We start from the raw sequence: 21,899 nt of genomic DNA on the forward strand, positions 1-21,899 counted from the left end.
CCCAACCCCGTGACCGGCACCGCGACGTTCACCATCACGCCGCCGCAACCGACCCGGGTAAAGCTCGAGATATTCGACCTTGCGGGGCGTAAAGTCGATACGGTCTTCGACGATTACGTAACGACGGCAGGTGCGACGGCGGCGTGGACGGCTAACGTAACGCCGGGGCTCTATTTATACGCGCTAGAAACGGAATCCGGGAAGCACATCGGTAAAGTGGTAGTCAGCCGGTAAAACGCCGGCGGGCAAGAAAAATGAAAAAGATTATAATTACCTTTTTCTTAGGGCTCGGGGTTTCCGCCCTCCCTGCTTTAAGCATATACGTATTCGAAGGTATGTGGGGGTCCGCGGGTACCGCAGATGGCCGCTTTAGACGCCCCCGCGGTATCTCGCTGGGCCCGAACAGCAAAGTTTACGTAGCCGACGTTAGTAACGACCGCATTCAATACTTCACCCGGAACGGCAGCTTCTTAGGCAAATGGGGTTCTACCGGCGCGAGACCCGGGCAATTCATAAGTCCATTCGGCGTCGCAGTACACCGTTCAACGGAACTAGTATACGTAGCGGATTCTCTTAATGATCGGATCCAGTATTTCACGGCTGCGGGCGTCTTTTTAGGCATGTGGGGTAATAGCGGAAAGGGAAACGGGGAATTCGACGAGCCCTGCTCGGTGGCCGTAAATCCCCGTGTTAATTATATATATGTAACAGATAAAGACAATTTCCGCGTCCAATACTTCAACGCCAAAGGCGAATTTTTAGGAAAATGGGGTTCCTACGGTTCCGGAGAGGGGCAATTTAACTGGCCCGAAGGCATCGCCGTCGCTCCCAACGCCAACGTCTACGTAACCGACGCGGGTAACCACCGCGTACAGTACTTCACGCCGACGGGTAGTTTCTTAGGCCAGTGGGGTTCATATGGTGGCTGGATAGGTCACTTCGCTTACCCGGTGGCAATATCGATCACTTCAGACGGTTTAGTTTTCGTCGCCGACCGAGAAAACCATAGGATTCAATACTTCACGCTTACCGGAAGCTACCTCGGTAAATGGGGAACGGCGGGAGGTAAACCCGGCGAGTTCAGATACCCCTGGGGCGTTGCCGCAACGCCTAACGGTACGCGAGTATACGTGTGCGACAGGTATAATAACCGCATCCAGTATTTCAAAGAGACCGAGCCCGCGGTCTCCCCCACGTCCCTGGGTCGCGTCAAGGCGCTGTTCAATTAACCTCGGGTTGGATACGACGATATATAGCCGCCCACCCGGGCGGCTTTTTGCTTTGGCGTTGACAACGGCCGCCCACCGGCATAATATATAAATAATAGGAGGAACGATGACGGAGCTCAGCTGGGACGCGCGGACCCGCCGCGAGACCGACCCCGAAATAAAAGAGCTGCAGGAACAGATCAACTACGACTTCGACTTCGAGGCCGTCGTGAACGCGGTGTTCGCGCTGCTCGAGAAGAAGACCCCCTTCCGCGATTACCGGCTGTCGGTGGTAGGCCGGGACCTGAAGAAGCGGCCCCTCATCCCTTCCGCGCCGGCGCCCAGGAAGGGCAAGGCGCGCTCCGAGCCGTTGCTCTCGTTCCCGCTGGCGCTGACCAACGACGAGATACGTTACACGTTGGACGTCTACTCGTTCGAGTCGCCGCAGTTCAGCCGCGCGGAGGCGGGCTTCCTCGACGAGTGCCGCAAGTTGCTCCTCCAGGCCGTAAACAAGGATTACCACGAGCGCGACCACCTGACGGGCCTTTACAACCGCCAGGGCCTGTCGCCCCGCCTCGAGCGCGCGCTCGAGCAGGCGAAAGAGGGGAACGCCCCCCTCGCCGTGCTCATGTTCGACCTCGACCACTTCAAAGAGGTCAACGACACGTACGGCCATCCGGTGGGGGACCTGGTTTTGTTCGAATTCGCGGGCCTGTTGGCCGACGTCTTCGTCGGCGGGCCGCTGGTAGGCCGGTGGGGCGGCGAGGAGTTCGCCGCCGTCGTGCCGGACGCCGACGCCGACGGGGCGCGGGCCAAGGCGGAGGAGGTTCGCGCCAAGACCGAGAAGTTAAAAATCTCGGTGGACAAGGGCGCCGGGAAGTTCGTTTCGCCGGCGTGCTCGGCCGGGGTGGCGCTCTTTCCCGACCACGGCGCCGACGGCGAGACGCTCGTCGGCATCGCCGACATGGCGCTGTACGAGGCCAAGAAGGGCGGCCGCAACCGCGTCGAGCTGTACCCGCTCGACGCGCCGGACGTGCGCCTTAAAAAATTGAAGGAAACGGTGGATACGGGGACGCTCGAGCCGTTGCGCGACCTCGAGAACCTGTGCGTAATACAATCGCTCCGGGAAAGAGGATTGGTCCCGGAGCTCCCGCTGGCGCTGGCGCTGGCGGACCCGCGCTTCGTCGTTTTGGACGGCAGCACGAACCTGGTGAAGATATACGACGCGCGCGCGCGCAAGTTCACGGTGGAGTTCGGCGGCCGGGGCGAGGCCGTGCACGAGCTCGAGGGCCCGGTGGACGTGGCCGCCGCCAGGGACGGCCGGGTGTTCGTCGTGGACTCCCCCGCCCACGCCGTGAAGGTTTTCGACGGCGCCGGCAAATTTTTGGGGTTCATCGGCGGCCGGGACGCCGACGGCGCCCCCATCTTCGGCTACGTAAAGGGGACCTTCAACGAGCCGGTGGCCGCGTCACTCGACGGCGAGGGCCGGTTGCTGGTGGTGGAACGGATGAACCGGCGGGTCCAGCGGTTCACGTCGGCGGGCGAGTTCGACGGCCTGGAGGTCCCGCTCGACGCCGCGGACGTCGCGCCGCCGTACCAACCCGACCCCCGCGACGTCGCCGCCGACGGCGCCGGCAACATATACGTGCTCGACGCCGGCAACAGCGTTATCCAGAAGTTCGACGAAGCCGGCGGTTTCTTGAAGGCCATCGGCGGCCCCGGGCCGGCGGGCGACGCGGGCCGGTTCAAAGGCGTCACCGCGGTCGCGGTGGACCGTTACGGCAAATTGGCCGATAAGCTTAGAGAAGCGGGGGTGGCGGTGCCGGGCGGCCCGCCGGAAGTCGTCGTTACCGCCGAGGCGGGCGACGTCAACCGCCTGCAGTTCTTCGACGCCGACGGCACCTACCTCGGCCTTTTGGACTTCGCCCGGCTGGCGGACAAGTTAGGCCGGTCCGTCCGACCCGGCCGCCTGGCGGTCAGCGCCCGGGGAGCCGTCTTCCTGGTGGACCAGGAGAACGCGGACGTGCTCCAGCTCAGCTTCGCCGGGGAAGGGTACTAGGGTAGAACGCCGCCCAGACCAGGAGCAGCGCCAGGTAGAAAAACCTTCGGAGGAAAGCGGGCGGCGGCGACGCGACGCCGTTTACGGTATTCTCGAGCGCGGAGACGGCGGCCAGGGCGGCGCCGGCCAGGCGGCCCCGGGCCGTATCCAGAGGTAGAAACGAGCCTTCGCTTTTTTCCACCGCGCGAACGAGCCCCAGGACGTCCGCGCGCCGCGCCGGCGGGTCGACGCGGGGTGAGGCGTCGCCCTTGGTGATATAGAGGCCGGCCCTTTTGCCGACGACGCGGTGCACGACCGCCCGCGAGCCGGCGACCACGGCGACGACGTCGCCGAAGCGCGGGCCGCGGCGCCCGGGGGGTACGACGACGAACGCGTCGCCCTCCCGCGCCACGGGCGCCATCGAGTTGGAAACGACCGGCGAGCGGTAGGGGCCGCGCGCCAGCTCGCGCTTTATCGTCTCGGCCGTAGCCCACAACCGGGCCTCGGTCAACGGCGTGGCGGTCCTCTTCATTAAAACGATTTTAACACAACACTTAGCGGCGTGAAACCGTAAGCGAGAGACGATATGGCCGTCGTACAGGTCACGGTAGTACCGCTCGGCACCGCCGGGACGTCGCTCAGCCCGTACGTCAGGGGAGTGCTCGACGTACTGGAACGCCACCCGGAAATAAAGGCCCACGTCGGCCCCAACGGGACCGCGCTCGAGGGCGACCTCGACGAGCTTTGGCCGGTAATCCGCGAGATGCACGAGGCACCCTTCGCCGCCGGCGTCGAACGCGTTATGACGCTCCTCAACGTGGACGACCGGCGCGACAAGCCGAGCACCTTAGAGGGAAAGGTTGCCGCCGTCGCGGGATGAAAGGCCGGGGCCTTCCGGGGCGCGCGTGTTCGCCGGCGACGCCGCGGCCCGCTACGACGCCTGGTTCGAAACGCCCGCCGGCCGGTACGCCCGGGAGCTGGAGGACGAACTGCTGACCCGGGCCGCGGGCGACGTGCGCGGCGTTCGCGTGCTCGACGTCGGCAGCGGCACCGGCCTTCACCTCGAGCTCTTTGCCGGCGCGGGCGCGCGGGGCGTGGGGCTCGAGCCGGCGCGGGACATGATAACGCGGGCGCAAGAGAGGCTGCGCGGGCGGGGCGTACACCTGGTACAGGGCCGGGCGGAGGCGCTGCCCTTCCGCGACCGCTCCTTCGACCTGGTAACTATGATAACCTCCGTCGAGTTCGTGGCCGACGCGGAGGCGGCGTTCGCGGAGGCGGCGCGCGTCTGCCGGCGGCGCGTGGCGGTGGCGGTCCTCAACGCCTGGTCGCTGTCCGCGGCTTTGCGGCGAGTGAAGAGGAATTTAGGGGCCACGCTCTTCCGGGCCGTTCGCTTCTACGGCCCGTACGACCTGCGCCGGGTTCTTTCGCGCTATTTAAAGACGCCCCTCGAGATGGCGACGACGCTGCATTTCTTCCCTTTTTACGTCCGCCGGCTGCGGCGGCCGCTGGCCGCGGCGGACCGGTGGTTGACGCGGCGGGGCGCCCTGGGGGGAGCTTTCCTGACGGCCTGGGGCGACGTGGAGCGGACTAAGACGTGAAATACGGCGCCGTACTCCTGGTATTCTTGCCGGCGGCGGCCGCGTCGTTATATCTCGGCGGGCCGGCGGTGTTCACGTTCTTCGCCGCCGCGGTGGCGCTGGTGTACCTCGCCGCGGCCATGGGATGGGCCACGGAGGTCCTGGCGTCGCGCGCCGGGCCCACCGTCGGCGGCCTGCTCAACGCTACGCTCGGCAACGCCGCGGAGTTCATAATTGCGCTGGTCGGCATCCGCGCCGGCCTGGCCGTCGTCGTCAAGGCGTCGCTGACGGGTTCCATCCTGGGGAACTCGCTGTTGGTCCTGGGTGCGGCCTTCGTCGCCGGCGGCCTGCGCCACAAGGAACAGAAGTTCAACGCCCGGGCGGCGAGCATGGGCGCGACGCTGATGGTGGTGGCGGTGTCGGCGCTCCTTATGCCGTCCTTGTTGCACTTCATCGGCCGGGCGGGAGAGATATCTGAGCACCGCCTTAGCCTCGCGATATCCGTAGTCTTGCTCGTCGCGTACGGCGCGAGCATCGTCTTCTCGCTCGTAACCCACCGCCACGCTTTCCCCCACCACTGCGACGCCCGGCCGCCTCGCGGCAAGCGGTTCTCGTGGGCGGTGGCCGTACTGGTTCTCACGACGGCGGGCATCGTCGCCGCCGCCGAAATCCTGGTAAGCGTCATCGAGGCCACGGCGCACGCGCTTGGCTGGGGCGAGGTATTCATCGGCATCGTGGTCATCGCGATAGCGGGCAACGCCGCGGAGCACTTCGCGGCGGTACTCGTCGCCTGGCGCAACCGCATGGACCTCGCGCTCACCATAACGCAGGGCTCGTCGATGCAAATCGCGCTGCTGGTGGCGCCGCTCGTCGTCATCATCAGCTACGTGTGGCCCAAACCCCTCGACCTCATCTTCACGCCGCTGGAGGTCGCCGCGGTGGCGCTCTCGATGCTCATCGTGCCGCTCATCACGGCCGACGGCGAGAGCAACTGGCTCGAGGGTTTGCTGCTGTTGGCGCTGTACGCCATCATCGCCGTAACGTTCTTCTTCGCGGGTTAATTCGTGGTGAAAAAGGAAATAAATTTACGCGACGTCGGCGAGGCCGGGATACTGGCCCGGATATTCGAGCGGCTGCCGGCTCAGGGCGCCGGCGTCCTGGTGGGGCCGGGGGACGACGCCGCGGCGCTCGCCGCCAGCGGCGACGATGCCGTCGTCTTCGCCTCCGACGCGATGGTGGAGAGCGTCCACTTCGACCTGGCGTTCACGACGCCCGCGGACGTCGGGTGGCGTCTGACGTGCGCCAACCTGTCGGACCTGGCTGCCATGGGCGCCGAGCCGTGGGCGGCGGTAATATCGGTTGCGGCGCCGGCCGCCACCCCCGCGGCGCAGCTGGAGGGCTTCTTCGGCGGCGCGGCGGCGCTCGCCTCGCGCGAGGGGCTGGCGCTGGTGGGCGGCGACGTCGTCGCCAGCCCTTCGCACCTGTTCTTCGCGATGGCGATACTGGGCAAAGCGCCGGGGGGCGCGTTCCTCACCCGGGCGAGCGCGTCGCCGGGGGATTTGCTCTACGTAAGCGGCGAGCTGGGTTTGGCGCAGGCGGGTTTGCACTTGTTGGCCGGGGAGGGGGAGTGCCGGCCGTCCGCGGCGGGCGCGGCGACGGCGCGCTACCGGCGGCCCACGCCGCGCCTCGAGCTGGGGCGTTTACTCCGCCGGCGGGTGCCCCGGGCCGCGGTCATAGACACCTCCGACAGCCTCTCCGAATCGGCGGCGCACGTCGCCCGGGCGTCGGCGGTGGGGGTAGCGGTGGACGCGGCCTCGCTACCCATCGCCGAGGCGGCGCGGGACGTCGCCGGCTCGAGGGGCGAGGATGCGGTAACGTACGCCACGGCCGCGGGCGAGGATTTCGAGCTCCTATTCACCTGTCCGCGAACCGAGGCCGCGGCGCTTACGCAGGCCGCGGCCGAAAAAGGCATAAAGGTTACGCCAATAGGGGCAACTACCGAGGAGGCGGAGGGCGTCGTGCTAGTGCGGAACGGCGACGTCGAGCCGATGGCGCCGCGCGGGTACGCTCATTTCTGAGTTTTTCGCGGCGGCGGGAGCGAGAGCTTGCGGTATATCTCTTCCGCGGTTTTGTAAAATGCGTCGTTCTCGGCGTCGAGGGCGATAGCTTCGTCGGCGTCGGCCTTGGCGCGCTCGAACTCCTTGTAGGCGAAGTAACATTCGGCGCGGGCGGCGTACGCCCTCGCCTCGTACGCCCCGGGGCGCGGCCGCGCGACGACTTTGTCGAAATATCCCTGGGCGGTCCGGTAGACCACGGGCCTTTTCCGTAGGTAATAATAACCTACCCAATAATTAAAAGCGTCGGCGGCAACAGCGTCTCTGACCTCGCGCTTGTAACGATTAACGGCCCCTTCGGGTTGCCCCAGTTTGAGCATTATGTCGCGTATCCCGCGAAAGGCCGCACCCCGGCTACGTACGTCGCGGCCGGCAACCCGGAACGCCCTTACGTAATCGGCCAACGCTTCCTCGCGCTCGACTCGGAACCGGAAGTATTCGGCCCGACCTAAATAGCCGTACGGGCTCGCCGGATATTTTTTAATGCAATCGTTGAACTCCTCGAGGGCCAACTCGCGGGGCCCGATAAAGCGGTGAACGAGGCCGACGAGGTATAGACCCCTCGGGTTTTCGGGGTCGAGGCGTCGGCCGGCCTCGGCCTCGGCGACGGCGGTGTACGCCGCGCCGGCGTACATCAGCTCTTCGGCGCGGTTGAAGTGCATTTCGGCGCGGCAGCGCGCGAGCCCCGCGGCGGCCTCGTCGCGGAGGGGCGACCGCTTGAAGCCTACCGCAACCAGCTCGTAGCGCCGCGCGGCCTTTTCGAACTCGTAGTCGGCCTCGCGACGACGCGCCTCCTTGAAGTAGCCGTCGCCCCGGTCGCCGCACGCTGCGGCAAAAACGCACAACGCGACCGCCGCTATGAACGGAACGCAGCGATAGCGCCGGACGCGGCGTGGACGGTACGAGCTCGAGCCATGTTGGTAAAAGCCGACCTTCATATCCATTCCTCGGCCTCCTACGATTCCCGCTCGGAACCGTGGGCTATCGTGGCCACCTGCCTGCGACGGGGCCTGGGCGCCTTCGCCGTCGCCGACCATAACGCCCTCGACGGCTCGCTGGCCGCGGCGGAGCTGGTCGCCTCCGACGAGTTCGCCGACTTCATGGAGCTCCATTACCCGGGCCGGCCGCGCCCCAAGGCGGTCGTGGCGCAAGAGATCAACACCCTGGACGGCGAAGCGATGGGGATGTTCATATCGCGGCCGCTGACCCGCGGCCTTCCGCTGGCCGAGACCATCGCCGAGATACACGAGCAGGGCGGCTTAGTCAACGTACCGCACCCGTTCGCGCGCATCGCGCACCGGCGGCCCCGCCTCGATTTCATGGAGCGTTACGCGGGCGACGTCGACGTCGTCGAGGTATACAACGCCCGCAACATCTACGCCGACGACGATAAGCTGGCGCTCGACTTCGCCCGGCGCTACAACCTCGGCCGAAGCGCCGGCTCCGACGCGCACCTGCGCGGCGAGATAGGCCGCGGCTTCGTAATGATGGCCGATTTCGACGGGCCCGCCTCTTTTTTAGAATCGCTCCGGAAAGCGGTGCCCGGCGGCCGGAAAACGCCGCCGCTGGTCCCGCTCGCGACGTGGTTCCGCAACTTCCCGGCGGCGCTGGCCGACATGCGCCTCCAATACCGGTTGACGGGTCGCCCTTAGTAGCGTAACGTTAACACAACGGGCCGACGACGACAAGGGCCAAACGCGGCGCGCGTAAGGGGGGTTTAGGCTTCCGGCTTTAGGGCGAAACCGTTATAACGCGGACGGCGGAATATTTAGCAAACGAAAAGATTAGCCTTGACAACGGCCTCTCATTGTGTTAAATATTTACACAAGTTTAAGCCACCGCCGAAAAGCGGCGGAGGCTTACGCGCGTAGGCATTAATAACGTTCCTATACCCAAGGAGGATTTGAGGAATGCGTAAATTGACGGTATTAGCTGTGCTCGGGCTGGCGGCCGCTTCGGCCTATGGCATCGGCATGGGCGCGGGCGGCTTCGGCGGGATCGCGCTGCCGATGGGCGATATGGCTTCCGAGGATGGCAGCGATCTGGGTATGAGCCCGAAGTTCGGCGGCAAGGCGTTAATAGGCGTCATACCGGCGCTTGACGTAGAGGTCGCGTTCGCCTACCACCTGAACCACAAGTTTAAAGACTGGGAAGAGACCCCCGGGATCGACGAACCGAAGACGGTTATTATTCCCATAACCTTCGGCGCCAACTACAAGGTCATGTTCGGCAACATGGGCGTCTACGCCGGCGGTGGCGGCGGCTTCTACATGATGACAACGGACGTCACCGGGAAGTTCAAAGTTAACGACAAAATCGTTACCTTTAGCGCGGAAGAGAAAATGAACAAACCGGGTATCTACGTCGGCGGCGGCTTCCTGTATTCGTTCGGCAAACTCGCGTTGGACGTAAACCCCCGCTTCAACTACGTCATGAACAGCGGCGACTACGACTTGGATGTCGAGGTAACGTACGAGGGCAAGACCTATACGGGTACGGTCCCGTGGGAAAAAGATTACAAAGACATGTACGTCGACGTCCTCTTCGGCGTGGACTACTTCTTCATGTAACGACAATTCCCCGGCTTCATCGTTTCAGCCCCGGCCGCAAGCCGGGGTTTTTTACGGGCCCGCGCCGGTACGACGGGCGACGACGACGAGAAAACAGCCGCCACATTCCTCGACAAGCAACTTACAATAAAAAGTTAAACCTCCGTGGGGACTCTCGGGTCTAAAATACGCGCGGCGACGTGCGAAAGGGATGGTATGGTTTCCAAAGGCCGGAAAAAGGGACAAAGGAGGAAATAACTATGCTGAGAGGAATCGCGGCAGGGATGTTACTTTGGGCGTCCGCCTGTTTCGCGGTCGGCGTGGGCGTCGGCGCCTTCGGCGGCGTCGCGATGCCCACCGGCAAGATGGGGACGTGGGAGGTACCGGACGTGCCGGCCCGGCAGCCGGGTTACTCGCCGTTCACGGGCAGCGACATGGCCTTAAGTCCGAAGTTCGGCGCAAAGGCGATTATCGGCTTTTGGCGCGGGTTGGAGGCCGAGGCCGCGGTCGCGTACCACCTCGGCCACGGCGTTAAAGACTGGGAAGAAAACGATTTCCTGGAGGAGCCGAAGAGTACGTTAATCCCCGTGACGGTGGGCGCGAACTACCGCTTTAACTTCGGCAAGTTAGGCCTGTACGCCGGCGCCGGCGGCGGTTACTATTTCGAGAAGCTCAAGGGCGGCGTATGGTGGAACACCGCCTTACGCGAGCCGGAATACTTTACGACCGACGTTTCCCTCAACGGCCCGGGCCTCTACGTCGGCGGCGGCGTAACGTACGCGTTCGGCCGATTCGCGCTCGACGTCAGCCCCCGGTACAACGTCATCTTCAACGACGGCCGCTTCGACATGGAGGCGTGGGGATGGGTCCCGAGCGGCAATAAATCCTGGATACAAGCCATGGGCATAGATAAAGATTACAAAGACACGTACGTCGACGTCCTCATCGGCGCGAATTACTACTTCATGTAGGACGAACGCCGTAGTTTCAGACCCGGCCCGCGGGCCGGGTTTTTTTTGACTTCGGCCTTCGGTTAACTTATAATATCTAAAACTATCATAAACCGACACGCCGAACGGTTCCACCCGAAGAATATGACTATTAAATCCGCGTTTAGGTTAACCCTCGCCGCCGCGGTTGCGATTTTGGTCGCCGCCGCGGCCGCGGGCGCGCTCGTCCGGCTGGGCGCGGGGGCTTCGGCCGGGTTCGCGTTTCCGGCCGGCGCCTTCGACCACGACGCCAAGGCCGCGCCCGGGGGCAGCGTGCGGCTCTACGGCAACCTCTTCCACTGGCTCACGCTCGAGGGAGGCGCCGACCTGTACCTCCCGTTCGACGCCGAGAGGGACGACGGCGTCGGCGAAACCCATATGACGTCGTACAAAGTCGGCCTCATCTACAAGGTCCATATGGGCGTGTTCATGCCGTTCGTAGCCGGCGGCTACGCCGTCTTCGACGAGCGCATAAAGCGCGAGAAGGGGTGGGAGGACGTCGCGTCCCACGGCTTCTACGTCGGCCCGGGCCTGGAGTACTACTTCACGGAGCGCTTCTCGGCCTTCGGCATGCTGGGTTATAACCGGACCTTCGACAACGCCCGGACCTCGGACCGCGACACGCAGTACGTCAAGCTGGACTTCGGCCTGAACTACTATTACTGGTAGATACGGCTTCGGCCGCTTGACAACGGCCGCCGTTTATGATATATAACGGCGCGATTCCTCAGTAGCTCAATTGGCAGAGCATCCGGCTGTTAACCGGAGGGTTGCAGGTTCGAGTCCTGCCTGAGGAGGATGGGATAAAGCCCCGGCCGGCCCCGGGGCTTTTTTTCAAAACCCCCCAAAGAACCGGGCGAAGGAAAGGGTCCATGAGAAAATACTTAGTCTTGCTGGGGTCGATTTTGATTCAAACCTGCCTGGGCGGCATCTACGCGTGGAGCGTGTTCGCGCCGGCGCTGCACGGCGACTACGGCCTTTCGATGGGCGCGACGCAACTCATCTTCGGCATCTGCATCGCCTCGTTCACGCTCGCGATGATCTTCGCCGGGCGCTGGCAGGAGCGGCGCGGCCCCCGGCTGGTCGCGGCCCTCGGCGGCGTGCTGTTCGCCGCGGGTTACGTAATTGCCGCCGCTTCCCGCGGCAACCTGTTTTTGTTAATCCTGGGTGTGGGCATCGTAGCGGGCGCCGGCATCGGCTTCGGCTACGTGTGCCCCATCGCGACGTGCATCAAGTGGTTCCCGAAGCAAAAAGGGTTCGTAACGGGGCTCGCGGTCGCGGGCTTCGGCGGCGGCGCGGTGCTGTTGTCCTCGCTCGCTTCGGCCCTCTTCGCCCGGGGCTTCGACGTCCTCGAGATATTCCGGTACGTCGGCCTGGCGTACGGCGCGGCCATCATCCTGGCCGCCCTCTTGCTCTTCGTTCCGGCGCAGGTTCGGGAAGAGGCCCAAAAGGCGGCCGGCATCCCGGCCGGGGCGCTCTTCCGCGACGGCCGCTTCTGGCTGCTGTTCGGCGGGATGTTCGCCGGGACCTTCGCCGGCCTGTTGACCATCGGCAACCTCAAGCCCATCGGCCTAGCGGGCGGCGTGGCCGCCGGCCTGGCGACGACGGCGATAAGCTCGCTCGCGCTCGGCAACGCCTGCGGCCGCATCCTGTGGGGCGTCATCTCGGACAAGATTCAGGGCCGGGCCATCCCGCTCTCGCTCGGCTTCCTGACGCTCGCGGTCGCGGCGCTGGTCCCGCTCTCGCGCTTCGGCTGGCCCTTCGTCGCGACGGCGTTCGCGGTGGGCTTCGGCTTCGGCGCGTGCTTCGTCCTCTACGCCGCGGCGGTGGCGCACGTCTTCGGCCCGGGCGAGGTGGGTCGGAGCTACCCGCTGGTCTTCCTCTCGTACGGGATATCCGGGACGCTGGGGCCGACGTTCGGCGGCCGCCTGTTCGACGTCACCGGCGGCTATACCACGGCGCTGGTGGTGGCGGCGGCGCTGGCCGCGGCGGGCGCGCTGGCGTACTTGATATTCAGCCGAAAATTGTTCCGCGCGTAAAAAACAAGCGCCCCTTACGGGGCGCTTTATTTTGTTGACGCGGGAGCCGGCGCTAGCCGGCTTCGCCCAGGTACAATATCTCGTACGTCGCGCGGACGTTCACCGTCGTCGTTACCTCGCGCGGGACGATCATCTGGTTGTATCCGTCCATACCGCCGCCCATGTCGAACGACGACGTCCGCGACAGCTCGCTAATAGGGCCGCCGCCGTAGTCGTAGCTCATGGCCTTGAGGCCCACGACCTTGGCCCCCAGCCCCGCGGTCAACATCTTGGCGGTTCGCCGGGCGTCCGCCGCCGCCTCCTCCAGCGCCTCCTCGTACTTTTGCTCGAGGTCTTTCACGACGAACTGGATGCTGCCTATTTCGTCCACCTGCGAGTCGACCAACGCGTCGAGGACCGCGCTTATCCGGTCCATATCGTCCTGGAAGATCTTAATGCGGCGGTCGACGACGTAGTGGTCCACCTTCGACGAATCCTTTTTATACACGGGATTGATGTACAGCGACTCGGTGGCGATCTTCTCGCGCGGTACGCCCTGGGCGATCAACAAATCCATCAGGAACCCCATCCGGAACTGGTTCTCGTCGAAGGCCTCGCCGGCCTTCTTGGCCTCGGTGTAGATGCGAGCGGATATTACCACCTGGTCCGGGACCGCCTTGACGCGGCCGGTGCCCGTAACTTCCAACAGCACGGGCTCCTTCGCCGCGTCGCCGCCTTTAAGGTAGACGTCGGGTATGGTGAAGGTGAACGTCTCCGCGGCCGCGGAAGCGGCCAGCAGCACGTAAATGCACAACGCGGGGATTAAGACTGATTTTTTCACGATTACCTCCGTCAAATGAATTCGGCTTCGTCTTCGCCCATTTTGACGGCGACGGCGCGGGAAGGTTTAACGCGCGGAGCCGCCGAATCTCGCCCGGCAAGCGGTAGAGTCATTAGTTGCGGACGCTGAAGCCGAGGGTCGTCGTTACGTCGAGCTGGCCGTAGCCCTCCGGCGGGACGTTGTCCCAGTCGATATATTCGGTCGCCGCCAGGGCCAGCCAGCTCGCGAGCGCCACCCGCAAGGCCGCGCTGCCCGTCAGCAGCTGGTCGGACGTGTCCTTCAAGTTCATGTCCCAAACGACCGCCGCGTCTATCTCGGTCGTGCCGTTGAGGAATACCTGGTAATCGACGCCCACGTGCGCCGCGGCGAAAGACGCCGCCGTTTTTTCGCTGTCGTCGCGATAACGCTCGTTGATATAGCTCGGGCCGCCCTCGACGCTCAACTCCTGCGGGTCGGTTTTTATCAGGTATACGCCCGGGCCGGCGAAGTTGTACAGGCGGTGCTCGAAGCCGGAGAAGACGTTCCGTCGCCATTCGGCCTTGTACCGGCCGTAGAGCCTTTCGGCGGCCGTCAGGAAGTATTTCGCCCCGGCGGTGAGCCTCGCGCTTTCGCCGCTCTTTTTACCGCCGGACGCCGACACCGCGTAGCTGCCGCCGCCGTCGATTAACCACCGGCCGCGAGCGTACTCCGCTTCGCCGTCGGCGGTCGCCCCGTGGTTCTTGGTATTCCCGCCGGTCCCGTGGTACGAGAGCGTCGCCCGGGCCTCGAGCGCCTTCTCGCCGGCGCGCGCCGCGCACGCCGCCGCCGCGGCCAGGCCGGCGCAAGTTATAAGCAACGTTACGAAAGACTTGTACACGCCGTTTCCCCTTTCGCCGCGCGCCCCCTATGGTTCGCGAGGCGCCACCCTCGCGCCTCGATTTCCGAAAATCCCCGCCCCGCGAATTTCATTTCACTATTTCGAACGCGCCCTGCACGCCCAGAATAACCATCTCGGTCCCTATCACCGCCAGGATGAGCCCCATCAGTCGGCTGATAATTTTCACCACGCCCGCGCCCAGGAACTCGATGAACTCCCGGCCGTAGACGAAGAATAAATACGTCACCAGGCACATAACGCCGAAGGTGGCTACCGTCGTCGCGACCGGCAATAAAGAGCCGCCGGCGGCGAAGTTCATGGCGGTGGCGATGGTGCCGGGCCCCGCCAGGACGGGTATCGCCAACGGCGTTAGCGCGACGCGTACCGCGGAGTCGCGCGAGGATTTCCGGCCTTCCGCCGACGGCGTTTGCATCTTGGAGAACCGGCCTTGAAGCAGCTCGAAGCCGACCCAGAAGATGAGGATTCCGCCGGCTATGCGGAAGGCCGGCAGCGTTAGGCCGAAGAGTTCGAAGATGAACTTGCCCGCCACGCAAAAAACGGCGACGACGACGAAGGCCGTCAAGACGGACCTTCGCGCGACGGTTCTCTTCTGCGGTTCGGGGAAGCTCTCGACCAGGCCCACGTATATGGGCGTGTTCGCAAACGGGTTCATTATGGCGAAGAAGCCGAAGAAGGTTTTGATTATAAGTACGGGCAAATCACCGAACATCGCGTCCTCCCGTTTAGTGGACGGCGTACGCGCGGCCTTTAAATTTTTACCGCGGGTTTAACCGCCCCGCCGCGGGATTCTACCACAAACGCCGAACAAATTCCGGTAAATAAGGCCCTTTTACGTATAATCGAGGATTAATACGCGGTGCGTAGATGTTCGATGCGTAAGGCGGGGTGTTTTACGGCACAACTCGATATTAGGAAGTTGGAGCGCTTCGACGCCGCGGAGCTCCGGCCCGTGGGCCCGGGTTACGCCTCCCGGGAAAAGTACCCGGTCGGGAAGGCCGAGACGCGCGACCGCATCGTCGTCGAGCTCGAGCGGCCGTACGTCCGGACTTGGGAGCCGGTCGACGCCGAGGGGCGCACGGAAGATATCTCCGTCAAGGAGTGCGGATCGCAAAACCCACGGTCGTAACCAGGTCTTGCTGGGCGTAGCCCTCGGGCGTTACGCTATCCCATTCCACTTGCTCCGCTACGGTGAAAACCAACCAATCCTTGGCGACCACGCCGAAACGCAAGTCGGCCGTCAACACTCGATCGGCGGCGTCTTCCAGGCTTACGTCCCACGTGACCGAGGCGTCGAACTCGTAAACGTCGCCGAAGGGCATCTTACAGTCGCAACCCACGCACACCGCCGGGAAGCCCGCGGGAGGTTCGGCGACGTCCGGGGTGTAACGTTCTCGAATATAACCCAATAAAGCTCCCGCGGCGAATTGCCGCGATTTTTCTCGAAACAGGTATACCCCCAAACCGGCGAAATTTGACAGCCGATATTCGAAGCCCGAGAACGTGTTCCGTAACCATCGCGCTTTGTATCGCGCGTAGAGCCTGTCGCCGCCGGTAAAGAAAAACTTGGCGCCGGCGAAAAGTTTGGCCCTTTCGGCTTTCTTCTCACCGCCCGACGCGTTAAAAGAGTAGTCGCCGCCGCCGTCGAACATGAACTTCCCGTACGCGTACTCCGAATCTCCGCCGGTCGCAAGGCCGTGGGTACTGGTATTCCCGCCGGTCCCGTGGTACGATAGCGTCGCGCCGCCCCGAAAGGGCTTCTCGTCGTCGGACGCGGCCGCGGCCTGGCTTAAAACTATTAGGAGAATCAGTACGTAGGCTTTCCTCACGCTGGCTACCCCTTCCGTCTCGCTTCCGTTCCCGTCGTCGTGTAAGCGTGAAGCCGGATACTCTTAATCCGGCCCGAAGCCGCACCCTACCGTTTGACTAATCGCCGACGCGCCGCCGGGCCGAATCTTTTTCGCCGCGGCGGCGTTAGCCGCCGCAATTTAAAATTCTATCACAAACGAAGAATAAATTCTGGTAAATAAAGCCCTTTAACTTATAATTGAGGACTAACAAGCGGTACGCGGACGTTCGTTGCGTACGGCGGCGTGTATCACGGCACAACCGGAGATTACGAAGTCGGAGCGCTTCGACGCGGCGAAGTTGCGCGTTATGGTATGCGAGACGCAGAACACCAACGTTCCGGCCATAGACTTCTACCGCGCCGTCGGCTTCGGCCTCGAGGGCGTCGACCTGTCGTACTACTCCAACGTCGACAAGCTGGCGGGAGAGGTCGCCGTATTCATGAAGCGTAAACTGGAGGCCGACGAGGAGTAGCGCCCCTGGACGGAACGACCCCCTATATCGGCGAAACCTTCGCGCTGCTGACGGCGGTGGTGTGGGCTTTCGCCGTCATATTATTCAAGAAGAGCGGCGAGTCGGTACACCCCATCGGCCTCAACCTCTTCAAGGACCTGTTCGCGCTCGTCCTGTTCCTCCCCACGATGTGGCTCTTCGGCGAGACGCTGTGGCGGGACGCGCCGGCGTGGGAGTACGCGCTGCTGCTGGCCAGCGGCGCGCTGGGCATCGGCCTGGGGGACACCTTCTTCTTCAAGAGCTTGAACCTATTGGGCGCGGGCCTCACGGCCATCGTGGACTGCCTCTACAGCCCCTTCATCATCGGCCTTTCGCTCCTCTTCCTGGCGGAGAGGCTGAGCGTATTGCAGGGCATCGGCGCGGCGCTGGTCGTGGCCGCGGTCCTGGCGGCCTCGCTCCAGTGGGGAAAAGGATTGCTAAGCCGGCGCGACCTGGCGTGGGGAATTACCTACGGCGTCCTGGGCCTCGCCTCTATGGCGGTGGGCATCGTGATGATTAAGCCGCTGCTCGAGCGCTCGCCGCTGCTGTGGGCGACGGAGGTCCGGGTCGCCGGCGGCGTCGCGGCGCTGGCGATAATACTTCTCTTCCACCGGCGGCGGCGCGCCATCGTGTCGTCGGTGATCTCGACGCGGCGTTGGCGCTATATGGTGGGCGGCTCGTTTATGGGGGCGTACCTCTCGATGGCGCTGTGGCTGGCCGGGATGAAGTACGCCCAGGCGTCCGTCGCCGCCGCGCTGAACCAGACGGCCAACGTCTTCATCTTCGTCTTCGCCGCGCTGCTTTTGCGCGAGCCGATCACGCGCCGGCGGACGCTCGGCATCGTCCTGGGCTTCGCGGGCGCGGCGCTGGTGTCCTTCGGGTGATAGGAGAAAAGAGGTATTATGAACGTTGGGCGGAACCTTTGCGCGGTTGCGTTATCCGCGGCCGCGGCCTGCGCCGCCGCGTTTGCCGGAGAAGGAGGCAGTACCGTGAGCGAAAAAGCTACGCCCGAAATCAATGTCCGCTTCGTATACGATTTCTGTAACGACCTCGGCGCGATGCGCCGCTTTTATACCGAGTTGCTCGGCCTTGACGAGGCCGGCTACAGCGAGGAACAACGCTACCTCTGCTACCAGAGCGAGGGCTTCCGACTTATGTTCTTCCGGCCCGGCGCGGAGGTCGAGGTGCTCGAGGAGTGGGCGGACCAACCCGGCTACGAGGGCGGAACGTCGTACGTTACGTCGTGGTCGGTCGAAGTCCCGGAGGGAAAGTTCGCGGACGCCGTCGAACGGCTTCGGGCGGCGGGCGTAGAGTGCTTCTCCCAAAACCCGACGTGGTGCGTCGACAGCTACTGGGGCCTCACCGTCAAGGACCCGATGGGGCGCACGGTCGAGGTGTATACCATCCCGAAAAGCCGGCCGGCCTCGACCACCTGGCCCGGCAAATGAGGGGGGCTTGTGAATAAGATAGCTTTCGGGCCCATCCCGTCGCGGCGCCTGGGCCGCAGCCTGGGCATAAACAACATACCACCCAAAACGTGCACCTACTCGTGCGTTTACTGCCAGGTGGGGCGGACGACGGCGATGGCGCTCGAGCGCCGCGCGTTCTTCGCGCCGGAGGACGTCTTCGAAGCGGTCAAGGCCAAGGTCGAGGCGGCGCGGCGGCACGGCGAAGGCGTCGACTACCTCACGTTCGTGCCCGACGGCGAGCCGACGCTCGACGTCAACCTGGCCCGCGAGCTCGAGCTCCTCCGGCCGCTGGGCGTCAACGTAGCCGTGATAACGAATTCCTCGCTGCTGGGACGCGAGGACGTGCGGGCGGACCTCGCCCGGGCGGACTGGGTGTCGGTCAAGGTGGACGCCGTCGACGAAGAGGCGTGGCGGCGCGTCAACCGGCCGCACGGCGGCCTCCGGCTCGGCGCGGTACTGGACGGCATATCCGCGTTCGCGAAAACGTTCGCGGGCACGCTCGTCACCGAGACGATGTTGGTGCGGGACGTGAACGACGGCGCGGAGCAAATGCGGGAAGTAGCCGGCTTCGTGGCGGGGCTCGGGCCGGCCGTCGCGTACCTATCGGTCCCGACGCGGCCGCCGGCGGAGGGGACGGTCCGGCCTCCCGACGAGGAGGCCGTCGCCCGGGCGTACGACGCCTTCGTGTCCCGGGGCCTGCCGACGGAACTGCTCATCGGTTATCCCGGCGACGCCTTCGCCTTCACCGGCAACGTCGAGGACGACCTGTTGAGCATAACCGCGGTCCACCCGATGAGGGAGGAGGCGGTGGCGGAGCTTTTGGCCAAGGCGGGCGCTTCGCCCGCGGTCGTAGGAAAACTCGTGGCCGACGGAACGCTGGCCGAAGTCGAATTCGGCGGGAAAAAGTTCTACGTGCGTACGTTCCGGGCGGCCGGCGGAGGCGGAGAGGAGGAAGGTTAAAGGAACCGGGAATACAGACGACCTAGGCCGCGTTTAAAATGTTGGAATTTTCTTGACAAGAGGGGCGGCTTGTGTTAGTAAATTTTACGGTTAATAAGGCTAGGGGCGTTTTGAGGGGGCTAACGGAGGACGAATGGCGTACGCGGGAGTAGGAAAACGAGTAGCGGCGCTGGCGTTTACGAAGGAATAAACCGCCGGGTTGGACCACGGGTCCACCCGGCTTTTAATTAAACTAAGCGATTAAACGTTAACTTGCTACCCGGGAGGCCGTAATGAAAAGTTCGATGATAATCGCGCAGACGTTGGTTTTTTGCTTCGCCGCGGCGGCATTCGGCGACGTATTCATATTCGAAATACATAAACAACGCGAAGAACAAAAAGAACGAAAAATAATAAGCGGGGATTGGGTTGAATTAAAAAGGGAATTAGCCTTCCTAATTCCCGACGGGTCGTTTGTAATATTTCAAGTAATAGGGCCTAGCGGCTACCAGCGGCGGTACGGCGTGTTACCCGAAAAAGAAAAACCCGCGGCCGAGGCGCCAACTGCTACTGCGCGCCGCGCCGAGCCGGAACGGGAGGCGGCGAAGCTGGCGGCCGTGGCGCCGGAAGGGCCCTTACCGCCGTCGGAGGCGTGGACACCGTCGACTAGCGGTAAATTCCCGGGCGAATACAGTTCGCAATTCATGGTATCCGTCGAGGATTTGAAGGAAGCGGTTAATCGAAAATATCCCGAGGTAAGAAAATTAAAGGCTGCTAAATACGTCGTTCAACCGGTCGAGGAGATAATATGTCCGGGAACCGGCAAAACGCTGGGCTTCGGCAAAAAGGGAGAATCGATCCGCTTTCTTTTCTTTGAAAAAGTCAAGGCCGGAGACCCAGAATACCGCGGCAAGTGCGAAGTTAAAATAGTAAGACAAGGCTTGAACCTTGTGACACCGGACAGCTTGAACCCTACGCCGCTATTCATCGTCGAAATTGGAAAGAAGAAGAACGCTGAAGGAGAAAAGACGACGAGCTTCGCGCCCGGCGCTGGGGTTTCTTACCTCTTCTTCTATAAACATACCGACCACCAGAAACTCTCCAACCTGGGTTTCGGATTAAACTTCTCGTATTCTAAAACGCAAATATTAGCCGAGGGCGCCAAAGCCCCGGCCACTACCGGCGTCGGCACGGTCGGCGGCGTATTGGCTTATAAGCCGGTCGATAACTTACCGTTGTTTTTCCAAGGAGTAGGCGGCGTAAATTTCACGGGCGATGACCGCTACGGCTTTGCCGCCTTCGGCATCGCAAGCCCCATAGATTTAAAAAGGTTAGCGGCCGAATAAAAACCCCAACTTATTAAACCCACCGATCACGCCTCGTACCCGAAACGTCCCTACTAACCCCGCTCCGGCGGGGTTTTTTTATTCAAGAGTTTTTGAAAACCGCTTGCCTTCCCTTCGGGCGGGTGTTATATTTTTTCGAAAAGTTCATTCGCGGTTCTTTAGCTGCAGGAGGCTGCGCCTTGAAGATAGAAGGTATAACCGACGCCGCGTCGCTCGCGGCGTACGCGCGCGATAACGGCGTCGTCAATCTGGACTTGAAATTCGTCGACCTCCCGGGCCGGTGGCACCACGTCACCGTCCCGGCGGCGCGACTCTCCGACGAGCTCTTCGAGTATGGCGTCGGCTTCGACGGCTCGCAGAGCCCGGGGTATAAAACGGTCGAGGCGGGCGACCTGGCGCTCAAGCCGGACCCGACGACGGCGATGATGGACCGGTTCTGGGAGCAGCCGACGATATCACTCATCTGCGACATCCACGAGGCCGACACGCTCGAGCGCTACGCCCGCGACCCGCGCGCGCTGGCCGAGCGCGCCGCGGCCTACCTCGCCGGCCTGAACGTCGCCGACGCCTACTGGGTATCGCCGGAGTACGAGTTCCACCTCCTGCGCAACGTGTACTACGCCTCCGAGCCGGGGCGCTGCCTGTATTTCGCTAACGCGCCGGAGGAGGAAGAGGGTTCCCACATCTCCGCCGCCATCGCGACCCCGGGCTACAACGTCCCCCGCGAAGGCGGTTACCACTCCCTCCCGCCGCTGGACGAATTTTACGACCTACGGGCCGAGATGGCCGCGGCCATAGAGGCCTCGGGCTTGCCGGTCCGCTACCACCACCACGAGGTAGGCGCCACCGGCCAGTGCGAGATAGAGGTCGGCTTCCTCCCGCTGGTGCGGGCCGCGGACATGAACCTCTGGGTCAAGTACCTGATACGCAACCTCGCCCGGGAGTGGGACCTGTACGCGACCTTCATGCCCAAGCCGATATTCGGCGAGGCCGGCAACGGCATGCACGTCCACCAGTTCCTGGGCTCGGAGGGGCGCTCGGCCTTCTACGACGCCGACGGCTACGGCGGCCTGGGCGACCTGGCGCGCCACTTCATGGGCGGCATCCTGAAGCACGGCCGGTCGCTGGCGGCCTTCACCAACGCCGCCACCAACTCCTACAAACGCCTCGTGCCCGGGTTCGAGGCGCCGGTGCGCCTCTTCTACTCCATCGGCAACCGCTCCGGCACGATACGAATTCCGAAGTACGCGGCCCGCGCCGAGGAGGCCCGCTTCGAATACCGGCCCCCGGACGCCGCCTGCAACCCCTACCTCGCCTTCTCGGCGTTGCTCATGGCGGGCCTCGACGGCGTCCTGAACGAGGCCGACCCGGGCGAGCCGCTCGAGGAAGACCTGGCCAAAATGCCGAAGGCCCGGCAGAGACGCATCCGCTCGCTGCCCAAGTCGCTGGTGGCGGCCCTCGACGACCTGCGCCGCGACCACGACTACCTCCTCGCCGGGGGCGTCTTCACCGAGGACATAATAGGGACTTATATCGAGACCAAGATGGAACACGACGTGCGCGCCCTCGACCGGAGGCCGCACCCCCACGAGTACAT

General features: G+C 63.7%; 25 protein-coding genes and 1 tRNA gene. 20 read left to right on the top strand and 6 right to left on the bottom strand.

All coding sequences use genetic code 11. The annotated features are described in order from the left end of the window. The 3 genes from VMX79_11875 to VMX79_11885 all read left to right on the top strand — a co-directional run. Positions 1 to 234, top strand: a 234-nt coding sequence (locus VMX79_11875) for a T9SS type A sorting domain-containing protein (protein ID HUV87795.1), incomplete at its 5' end; no start/stop codon positions are given. Between the two features lie 20 nt (positions 235 to 254). Next, positions 255 to 1,229 carry a 6-bladed beta-propeller gene (locus VMX79_11880; protein ID HUV87796.1) on the top strand — a complete coding sequence of 325 codons (975 nt, stop codon included), beginning with the start codon at positions 255 to 257 and terminating at the stop codon, positions 1,227 to 1,229. A 106-nt stretch (positions 1,230 to 1,335) separates the two neighbouring features. Further along, positions 1,336 to 3,267 (top strand): diguanylate cyclase, encoded by a 1,932-nt coding sequence (locus VMX79_11885; GenBank protein HUV87797.1) that lies wholly within the window; start codon positions 1,336 to 1,338, stop codon positions 3,265 to 3,267. Here VMX79_11885 and VMX79_11890 read toward each other — a convergent pair. Beyond that, entirely contained in the window at positions 3,242 to 3,778 is a 537-nt protein-coding gene (locus tag VMX79_11890) for a S24/S26 family peptidase (GenBank protein ID HUV87798.1), read from the bottom strand. The genes VMX79_11885 and VMX79_11890 overlap by 26 nt on opposite strands. A gap of 54 nt (positions 3,779 to 3,832) precedes the next feature. On the opposite strand from VMX79_11890, the gene VMX79_11895 reads away from it, so the two are divergent. The 4 genes from VMX79_11895 to thiL are packed head-to-tail and all read left to right on the top strand — an operon-like array spanning position 3,833 to position 6,901. Next, positions 3,833 to 4,126 carry an MTH1187 family thiamine-binding protein gene (locus VMX79_11895; protein ID HUV87799.1) on the top strand — a complete coding sequence of 98 codons (294 nt, stop codon included), beginning with the start codon at positions 3,833 to 3,835 and terminating at the stop codon, positions 4,124 to 4,126. 25 nt (positions 4,127 to 4,151) lie between these two features. Next, complete coding sequence (locus VMX79_11900; protein ID HUV87800.1) at positions 4,152 to 4,844, top strand: class I SAM-dependent methyltransferase; 693 nt, start codon at positions 4,152 to 4,154, stop codon at positions 4,842 to 4,844. Then, on the top strand, positions 4,841 to 5,884 hold the full coding sequence (gene cax / locus VMX79_11905) for a calcium/proton exchanger (protein ID HUV87801.1): 1,044 nt from the start codon (positions 4,841 to 4,843) through the stop codon (positions 5,882 to 5,884). The genes VMX79_11900 and cax overlap by 4 nt, the downstream gene beginning before the upstream one ends. 6 nt (positions 5,885 to 5,890) lie before the next feature. Beyond that, positions 5,891 to 6,901 (top strand): thiamine-phosphate kinase, encoded by a 1,011-nt coding sequence (gene thiL, locus VMX79_11910; GenBank protein ID HUV87802.1) that lies wholly within the window; start codon positions 5,891 to 5,893, stop codon positions 6,899 to 6,901. Here thiL and VMX79_11915 read toward each other — a convergent pair. Next, complete coding sequence (locus VMX79_11915; GenBank protein ID HUV87803.1) at positions 6,892 to 7,881, bottom strand: hypothetical protein; 990 nt, start codon at positions 7,879 to 7,881, stop codon at positions 6,892 to 6,894. The genes thiL and VMX79_11915 overlap by 10 nt on opposite strands. Here VMX79_11915 and VMX79_11920 point away from each other — a divergent pair. The 6 genes from VMX79_11920 (at position 7,852) to VMX79_11945 (ending at position 12,514) form a co-directional block, all read left to right on the top strand. Further along, complete coding sequence (locus tag VMX79_11920) at positions 7,852 to 8,589, top strand: PHP-associated domain-containing protein (GenBank protein ID HUV87804.1); 738 nt, start codon at positions 7,852 to 7,854, stop codon at positions 8,587 to 8,589. The two genes, VMX79_11915 and VMX79_11920, sit on opposite strands and share 30 nt — an antisense overlap. Positions 8,590 to 8,847: 258 nt before the next feature. Then, positions 8,848 to 9,507 (top strand): hypothetical protein, encoded by a 660-nt coding sequence (locus tag VMX79_11925; protein ID HUV87805.1) that lies wholly within the window; start codon positions 8,848 to 8,850, stop codon positions 9,505 to 9,507. Positions 9,508 to 9,746: 239 nt separating this feature from the next. Next, complete coding sequence (locus VMX79_11930; protein ID HUV87806.1) at positions 9,747 to 10,457, top strand: hypothetical protein; 711 nt, start codon at positions 9,747 to 9,749, stop codon at positions 10,455 to 10,457. 123 nt (positions 10,458 to 10,580) lie between these two features. After that, positions 10,581 to 11,144: an outer membrane beta-barrel protein gene (locus VMX79_11935; protein ID HUV87807.1), complete on the top strand. Its 564-nt coding sequence runs from the start codon at positions 10,581 to 10,583 to the stop codon at positions 11,142 to 11,144. Positions 11,145 to 11,199: 55 nt separating this feature from the next. Continuing rightward, positions 11,200 to 11,272 (top strand) — tRNA-Asn (locus VMX79_11940). A 75-nt stretch (positions 11,273 to 11,347) separates the two neighbouring features. After that, positions 11,348 to 12,514: an MFS transporter gene (locus VMX79_11945; protein ID HUV87808.1), complete on the top strand. Its 1,167-nt coding sequence runs from the start codon at positions 11,348 to 11,350 to the stop codon at positions 12,512 to 12,514. 52 nt (positions 12,515 to 12,566) lie between these two features. Here the strand turns inward: VMX79_11945 and VMX79_11950 are convergent, their stop codons facing one another. From VMX79_11950 to VMX79_11960, 3 genes are all read right to left on the bottom strand, one after another. Next, positions 12,567 to 13,334 carry an SIMPL domain-containing protein gene (locus tag VMX79_11950; protein ID HUV87809.1) on the bottom strand — a complete coding sequence of 256 codons (768 nt, stop codon included), beginning with the start codon at positions 13,332 to 13,334 and terminating at the stop codon, positions 12,567 to 12,569. A 112-nt stretch (positions 13,335 to 13,446) separates the two neighbouring features. Next, on the bottom strand, positions 13,447 to 14,190 hold the full coding sequence (locus VMX79_11955) for a DUF481 domain-containing protein (GenBank protein HUV87810.1): 744 nt from the start codon (positions 14,188 to 14,190) through the stop codon (positions 13,447 to 13,449). An 88-nt stretch (positions 14,191 to 14,278) separates the two neighbouring features. Beyond that, the gene (locus tag VMX79_11960; GenBank protein ID HUV87811.1) at positions 14,279 to 14,920 is read right to left on the bottom strand and encodes a MarC family protein; all 642 of its coding nucleotides are present in this window, start codon (positions 14,918 to 14,920) and stop codon (positions 14,279 to 14,281) included. 162 nt (positions 14,921 to 15,082) lie between these two features. Here VMX79_11960 and VMX79_11965 point away from each other — a divergent pair, with 162 nt between their 5' ends. Next, positions 15,083 to 15,337, top strand: a complete 255-nt coding sequence (locus VMX79_11965) for a hypothetical protein (GenBank protein ID HUV87812.1) — start codon at positions 15,083 to 15,085, stop codon at positions 15,335 to 15,337. On the opposite strand, the gene VMX79_11970 is transcribed toward VMX79_11965, so the two are convergent. Continuing rightward, on the bottom strand, positions 15,303 to 16,037 hold the full coding sequence (locus VMX79_11970; GenBank protein HUV87813.1) for a DUF481 domain-containing protein: 735 nt from the start codon (positions 16,035 to 16,037) through the stop codon (positions 15,303 to 15,305). The two genes, VMX79_11965 and VMX79_11970, sit on opposite strands and share 35 nt — an antisense overlap. A 250-nt stretch (positions 16,038 to 16,287) precedes the next feature. Here VMX79_11970 and VMX79_11975 point away from each other — a divergent pair, with 250 nt between their 5' ends. From VMX79_11975 to glnA, 6 genes are all read left to right on the top strand, one after another. Further along, on the top strand, positions 16,288 to 16,530 hold the full coding sequence (locus VMX79_11975; protein HUV87814.1) for a hypothetical protein: 243 nt from the start codon (positions 16,288 to 16,290) through the stop codon (positions 16,528 to 16,530). A 26-nt stretch (positions 16,531 to 16,556) separates the two neighbouring features. After that, a complete protein-coding gene (locus tag VMX79_11980; GenBank protein HUV87815.1) occupies positions 16,557 to 17,432 on the top strand; it encodes a DMT family transporter in 876 nt (291 codons plus the stop codon). A 105-nt stretch (positions 17,433 to 17,537) separates the two neighbouring features. Next, positions 17,538 to 17,996: a VOC family protein gene (locus VMX79_11985; GenBank protein ID HUV87816.1), complete on the top strand. Its 459-nt coding sequence runs from the start codon at positions 17,538 to 17,540 to the stop codon at positions 17,994 to 17,996. Between the two features lie 9 nt (positions 17,997 to 18,005). After that, positions 18,006 to 18,977 (top strand): radical SAM protein, encoded by a 972-nt coding sequence (locus VMX79_11990; protein HUV87817.1) that lies wholly within the window; start codon positions 18,006 to 18,008, stop codon positions 18,975 to 18,977. A gap of 272 nt (positions 18,978 to 19,249) precedes the next feature. Continuing rightward, positions 19,250 to 20,302 (top strand): hypothetical protein, encoded by a 1,053-nt coding sequence (locus tag VMX79_11995; GenBank protein HUV87818.1) that lies wholly within the window; start codon positions 19,250 to 19,252, stop codon positions 20,300 to 20,302. A 179-nt stretch (positions 20,303 to 20,481) separates the two neighbouring features. Next, the coding region (gene glnA, locus VMX79_12000; GenBank protein HUV87819.1) for a type I glutamate--ammonia ligase at positions 20,482 to 21,899 on the top strand (1,418 nt) is incomplete at its 3' end.

The sequence above is a fragment of the bacterium genome, assembly GCA_035529855.1.
GTDB lineage: Bacteria > RBG-13-66-14 > B26-G2 > WVWN01 > WVWN01 > WVWN01.

What these genes read in the sequence shown, in the direction of transcription:
- VMX79_11945 (HUV87808.1), top strand. Translation starts at nt 11,348, where the DNA reads ATGAGAAAATACTTAGTCTTGCTGGGGTCGATTTTGATTCAAACCTGC.
- VMX79_11890 (HUV87798.1), bottom strand. Translation starts at nt 3,778, where the DNA reads ATGAAGAGGACCGCCACGCCGTTGACCGAGGCCCGGTTGTGGGCTACG.
- VMX79_11880 (HUV87796.1), top strand. Translation starts at nt 255, where the DNA reads ATGAAAAAGATTATAATTACCTTTTTCTTAGGGCTCGGGGTTTCCGCC.
- VMX79_11920 (HUV87804.1), top strand. Translation starts at nt 7,852, where the DNA reads ATGTTGGTAAAAGCCGACCTTCATATCCATTCCTCGGCCTCCTACGAT.
- VMX79_11895 (HUV87799.1), top strand. Translation starts at nt 3,833, where the DNA reads ATGGCCGTCGTACAGGTCACGGTAGTACCGCTCGGCACCGCCGGGACG.
- VMX79_11960 (HUV87811.1), bottom strand. Translation starts at nt 14,920, where the DNA reads ATGTTCGGTGATTTGCCCGTACTTATAATCAAAACCTTCTTCGGCTTC.
- VMX79_11885 (HUV87797.1), top strand. Translation starts at nt 1,336, where the DNA reads ATGACGGAGCTCAGCTGGGACGCGCGGACCCGCCGCGAGACCGACCCC.
- VMX79_11965 (HUV87812.1), top strand. Translation starts at nt 15,083, where the DNA reads ATGCGTAAGGCGGGGTGTTTTACGGCACAACTCGATATTAGGAAGTTG.
- VMX79_11935 (HUV87807.1), top strand. Translation starts at nt 10,581, where the DNA reads ATGACTATTAAATCCGCGTTTAGGTTAACCCTCGCCGCCGCGGTTGCG.
- VMX79_11930 (HUV87806.1), top strand. Translation starts at nt 9,747, where the DNA reads ATGCTGAGAGGAATCGCGGCAGGGATGTTACTTTGGGCGTCCGCCTGT.
- VMX79_11995 (HUV87818.1), top strand. Translation starts at nt 19,250, where the DNA reads ATGAAAAGTTCGATGATAATCGCGCAGACGTTGGTTTTTTGCTTCGCC.
- VMX79_11915 (HUV87803.1), bottom strand. Translation starts at nt 7,881, where the DNA reads ATGGATATGAAGGTCGGCTTTTACCAACATGGCTCGAGCTCGTACCGT.
- VMX79_11925 (HUV87805.1), top strand. Translation starts at nt 8,848, where the DNA reads ATGCGTAAATTGACGGTATTAGCTGTGCTCGGGCTGGCGGCCGCTTCG.